This is a genomic window from Candidatus Thiosymbion oneisti, assembly GCF_900092655.1.
GTDB classification, from domain to species: domain Bacteria; phylum Pseudomonadota; class Gammaproteobacteria; order Chromatiales; family Chromatiaceae; genus Thiosymbion; species Thiosymbion oneisti.
Window position 1 is genome coordinate 1 of the sequence record NZ_FLUY01000126.1, and the last position, 5,213, is coordinate 5,213.

2 protein-coding genes are annotated in these 5,213 nt (G+C 64.4%); both read right to left on the bottom strand.

All coding sequences use genetic code 11. The annotated features are described in order from the left end of the window. Positions 1–248: 248 nt before the first annotated feature. Positions 249–3,365: an efflux RND transporter permease subunit gene (locus BQ17_RS01240; protein ID WP_089723941.1), complete on the bottom strand. Its 3,117-nt coding sequence runs from the start codon at positions 3,363–3,365 to the stop codon at positions 249–251. After that, positions 3,362–4,684: an efflux RND transporter periplasmic adaptor subunit gene (locus BQ17_RS01245; protein ID WP_089723942.1), complete on the bottom strand. Its 1,323-nt coding sequence runs from the start codon at positions 4,682–4,684 to the stop codon at positions 3,362–3,364. The genes BQ17_RS01240 and BQ17_RS01245 overlap by 4 nt, the downstream gene beginning before the upstream one ends. Between the last annotated feature and the right edge of the window lie 529 nt (positions 4,685–5,213).

Below are 5,213 nucleotides of genomic sequence, written 5' to 3' on the forward strand. Positions count from 1 at the left end.
ACTCTTCCTGCACCGCTATAATACGGAGCTATTGCCAGCTACTGGTTAAGCTGGCATTTAAAAATTAACCACCACCTTTATCTGGAATCATTGATTTTGAAAGACTTTATATGCGCTCGCCCCGCTCCATCAACACACCTGGAAACGATGAGTTGAGATCCGCGGACGACTTAGCGAACAACTACGGCGAACTTCCATCTGGCTCTCGAAATGGATACAGCCCATCCTACCTTTTGCGCCTTTGCGGTTCAAACCGTCTCACGATCATCCGCCGAATCAAGCGCTCCCAACCACCCGAAATCATCTAGGATCGCATAGGCGACGGGGACCAGAAACAGGGCCGCGAGGGTGGCCGTAGCGAGGCCGAATGCGAGGCTGGCGGCCAAGGGGATCAGGATCTGGGCCTGGAGGCTCTTTTCCAGCAGCAGGGGGGTGAGGCCGGCGATGGTGCTGATGGAGGTGAGCAGGATGGGCCGAAAGCGCTCCCTGCCTGCCTGCTTGGCCGCCTGGGGCACCGGAATGCCGTGTGCTCTGGCCGCGCGGATGAAGTAGACTAGCAAAATGGAGTCGTTGACTACGACGCCGAATAGGGAGGCCATACCGACGATGCTGGGCAAGGTGAGATCGAGCCCGAGGGCCAGGTGCCCGAACACCACCCCGATGAGCGCGGTGGGGATGACCAGCATGACGGTGATGGGGACCAGATAGCCGCGGAACTGGAGGGCCAGCAGCATATAGACGCCGATCAACCCGAGCAGGACATTGCGGCCGATGGACAGGCTGGTCTTGGCTGCCTCCTTGCCTTGTCCCTCCACCTCAAAACGCAGCTCCGGATAGCGTTCGAGCAGACCCGGTACGAATTCCGAACCAGCCAGGGTCAAGAGCTCCTGGGCATTTGCCAGGCTGCGGTCGATGTCCCCCTGGATGCTGACGGCGCGCTGGCCGTTTATCCGGTGGATCCGGGCCCAGCCGCGCACCTCTTCGATATCCGCAACCACCGATAAGGGAACCAGCGCACCCTTCTGGCCGATGATGGTGAAATCCTCCAGGCTTTCGGGTCCGATACGATCTGCGGCCACCAGCCGAAGATTCACCTCGTAGGACTCGGGTCCCACCGGAAATTCGTCCACCTTGATGCCCTGAAAGGCCCCGCGCACTTGATCGGCTACGGTCTTGGCGTCCAATCCCAGCACGCCGGCGCCCGGTTTAAGATGCAATCGGTACTCGCGTTTGCCGGGACGCAGGTCGTCGCTCAGGTCCAGGACACCCGCGAAACCCAGCAGCCACTCCTGGAACTCAGCCGACGCGGCCTTGAGCCGATCCAGGTCGTAGCCGAGCAATCGCAGGTCGAGAGCGCGGCCGCCGGGGCCGTGGACAGGCTCGGTGAATTTGATGGAGATGACGTCGGCCAGGTCGCCGGTTTCCTCCCGCCAGGCGTTGCGGAACTCGTCCAGGGAGGCGTTGCGGAGCTCGGTGCCCAGCAGGTCCGCGACCACGCGCGCCACGTGGGGACCATTCTCGTAGGCGTCGGGATTCTGGCCGAAGATGATGGCCTGGTTGCGCACCAGGTCCTGGCCCCCGGGCTGGCGCGGTTTGAAGCGCTGGTTGACCCGCTCCAGGGCCGCCAGCAACCGCTCGACCACCTGTTCGGTACGCGCCAGTGGCGTTCCCTGGGGGAGCAGTACCCGGGCCTCCACCAGGTCCCCGTCCAGGTCGGGAAAGGGCACGAATTTGAGCTTACCCCCCGCGGGCATGGCCAGCGCCAGAATCAGGAGCATGACGATCAAGCCCAGGGTGAGGTACCGGTAGTCCACGGCGCGATCGAGCCAGGGTCCGAATCTATGCTCACGGAACCGCTCGAAGCCGCGCTCGAAGCCGGCGCGGAAACGCGATGGGGTGCTCCGCTTCATGTGCGCCAGGGAGTGACCCAGATGGCTGGGCAGGATGAAAAAGGCCTCCACCAGACTGACCGAGATGACCAGGATGAGCACGATGGGCATGATCCGCAGCACCTGACCCATCTCTCCGGTAATGAAGGCCAGGGAGCCGAAGATCAGGAGCGTGGTTGCGAAGGACGAGAGGATCCCCGGCAGGACCTGCTTGGCCCCCTCGATGGCCGCGTGCATGGGAGCGTCGCCCCGGGACATCCTGGCGGCGATGTTCTCGGCGATCACGATGGCGTCGTCCATGAGCAGCCCGATCCCGATCAACAGGCCCACCATGGAGATCATGTTGATGGTCACCCCCACCAGGGGCAGGATGAAGAGGGCGCCGAGAAAGGAGACGGGCAGGCCCAGGGTGACCCACAGGCTGTAGCGGATGCCGAAGAACAACCAAAGCACCAGCAGCACCAACAGCAACCCCTGGGCCCCGTTGCGCACCAGCAGGTCCAGACGGTCTTGAACCACCGAGGCGCGGTCTTGGGTCAGGGTCAAGGCGATGCCCTTGGGGGCCCGCGCATGCTCGGCGGCGATGAAGTCCTTCACCGTAGCCAGTACCACCAGCACGTCCTGGGCGCGGGTCTTGGCGACATCGAGCACCGCCGCGCGGCGGCCGTTAAACAGAATCGCCTCCTCGTCGCGGTCGAAGCGATCGCTGATCGCGGCGATTTCCCCGAGGCGGATCGCCGCGCCGGTGGCACCCGAGATGACGACCAGGTCGCGGAAGGCATCGGCGTGCTTGCGTTGGTCATCGAAGCGCAGCAGCAGGTCTTCGGGGCCGCCTTCCAGGCGCCCCGCCGGGCTGCCGACGCTATGCCGACGCAGCGCATCGGCAACCTGATCGGTGGACAACCCATACTGGCGCAGGCGCCAGGCCGGGATCTCGATGCGGATATGGTGGTCGGAGAAGCCGCTGACCGTGACTTCGGCAATCTCATCCAGATCCAGCAGCCGGTCCTTGAGGTCCTCCGCGTAGGCCTTGAGGGCCACCGGGTCCTCGGGGCCGGTCACGGCCACCGAAACCACCGGCTCGGTACGGCCCAGCTCCGTGACTACCGGCGGTTCGGTTTGGTCGGGGAAATCGTCGATGGCGTCCACATCGGACTTCACGTCGTCCAGGAAGCGCGTCATGTCCGCGCCTTCGCGCATCACGGCGGTTGCCGTACCGACGCCCTCGCGGGCCTCGCAGCGCAGCTCGTCGAGCTCCGAGATGCCTTCCAGGGCGTCTTCCAGACGCCGGCAGACGGCATCTTCCACCTCGTCGGGCGTGGCCCCCCGGTAGGGAACGCGGATCTCCACCTGGTCGTTCTTGATCTCCGGAAAGGTCTCGCGCTGTAGGTCCGGTATTCTGGTCAATCCCAGGATCATGAGGGCGGCCATGAGCAGATTGGCCGCCGTGGGATGGCGGGCGAACCAGGCGATCACGATCCGTCTCCCCCCGCGGCGGCGAGTACCGCAACCAGTTCCTTATCGATGATGGGTTGCAGCAACATGCCCTCCACCGCCGGTACCAGGTCGGAGACCAAGACCCGCTCGCCGGGCGTAAGCCCCTGCTCGATAACGGAGATCTGTCCCTGGCTGAACAGCACTGTTACCGGGCGTCGGCGCAGACGGTGGTCCTGGTCTGCCACCATCACCGCCCCGTCGCGGACGGCCGCACGCGGCACCAGGATGCGTGCCTGGTGCGACTTGCCACGCAATATCACCTGCACGAACATGCCCTTGGACAAGGGGGGCCGGTAGCCGGGTATGATCTTGTCATAGGGGTGATCCACCGCCACGACCACGCCCATGGTACGGGTTTGGGCGTCCACCGCGTCGTCAAAGCGCACGAACTGGGCCTCCCATTCAGCCTGGTGGTTGCCCAAGTCCAGTCGCACCAGGGGGGAGAAGCCCAACATGGTCGTCAACTGCTCACCCAGCCGCGCCGGGTCGAGCTTGAATTCCGGCCGGTCCAGGAACAACCGGCGCAGGGCAGACATGGCCACCTGGACCTCGATCTCCACCCGGTCCACCGCATCCCCCGCGAACAGGGTTTGGCCGACCGAGACGAACTGATCGGCCTCTACCTTCAAATCGGCCACCCGCAGGTCGAAGGGGGCGCGGATGAGGCTATGCACCAGATCGCGTTCCGCGCGCGCGCTCTTGGTCTGGAGTACCTTTCTGCGCGCCGGGATCAGGGCCAGGGTGTTTTTGAGATTCTGCTCCGCGGCGCTGGCCCCGAGCACGGATCGCTCCGCTTCGTCCACCGCGCTCTTGGAGGTGGTTCCCTTTTGGACCAACCTCCGCGCGCGCTCCAGGTCCTGTTGGGCGAGTGCCAGGTTGCGGGTCTCGATCGCCAAGGAGGCGCGGGCGTTTTGCTCCTGCACCCTAAGCTCCGCCAACTCCGCCTCGGTCTCGGCCAGGGCCAGCTCATAGTCCACGGGATCGATGCGCAAGAGCTCCGTCCCCTCCGCCAGGATCTCGCCATCGCGCAGGCGGGGATGGATCCGGATCACCCGTCCCTTCACTTGGGCCACCGCCTCCCAGACCCGGGCCGGACGCGCCGGGCCGTAGCCTTCGGCGGTCGGAATCAGATCCAGCTCCAGGGCCTCGATGACCCGCACCGTGCGCGTCGGTTCGCCCCGCTGGGCCGTCGCCGGCGGTTCCTTGCCGGCGGTGATCCACAGCAAGGCGAGCACCCCGAGCGCAATGGGTGGCACCAGCAGCGACTTACGCCACAGGGGCGAACGCTTCATCCTCATGATCGACCTCCAGTCGCCGGCTACCAGCTTCCGGCCATCAGTCCATAGGGTAGTCCCACAACAGCCCACTTCAGGAGCTTGGGGGCAAGTATCCTGCATTCTTCAGGGCAATGGAAACCTCGGTTGCCGGTAGGCCCACGGGTAGTGCGTTACATCTCGCTAGTGGGGTTTGGTTAAGTCCGTTGCCCATAACCCACAGCAGGTAAGCCACCGCCTCCGGCGGTGGACTCCCCAAGGCCCTTTCCATCCGGCGTGTGTTGGGGGGTAACAAGTGGCCCTTTTCCAGGGCGTGTTGACATTCATTGTTCTTAAGATCCGGTTGCGGCCCGGCGAACAGGAGCCGTCGGGTGGGCTGTACCCACCAACGGCTGTGCGCACCAATACCGTGCCTAGCTGGTGGGCGCAGCCCACCCTCGTGTGCCCGACATGGGCAGGTACTTGTTACCTGAGATGGAGGTAACCGCGAAGAGTGACGAGAAGCGTAGTGAAGCCCAAGGTGGAAGCCGCGAGGCGAAGCTGGAGGACGGGT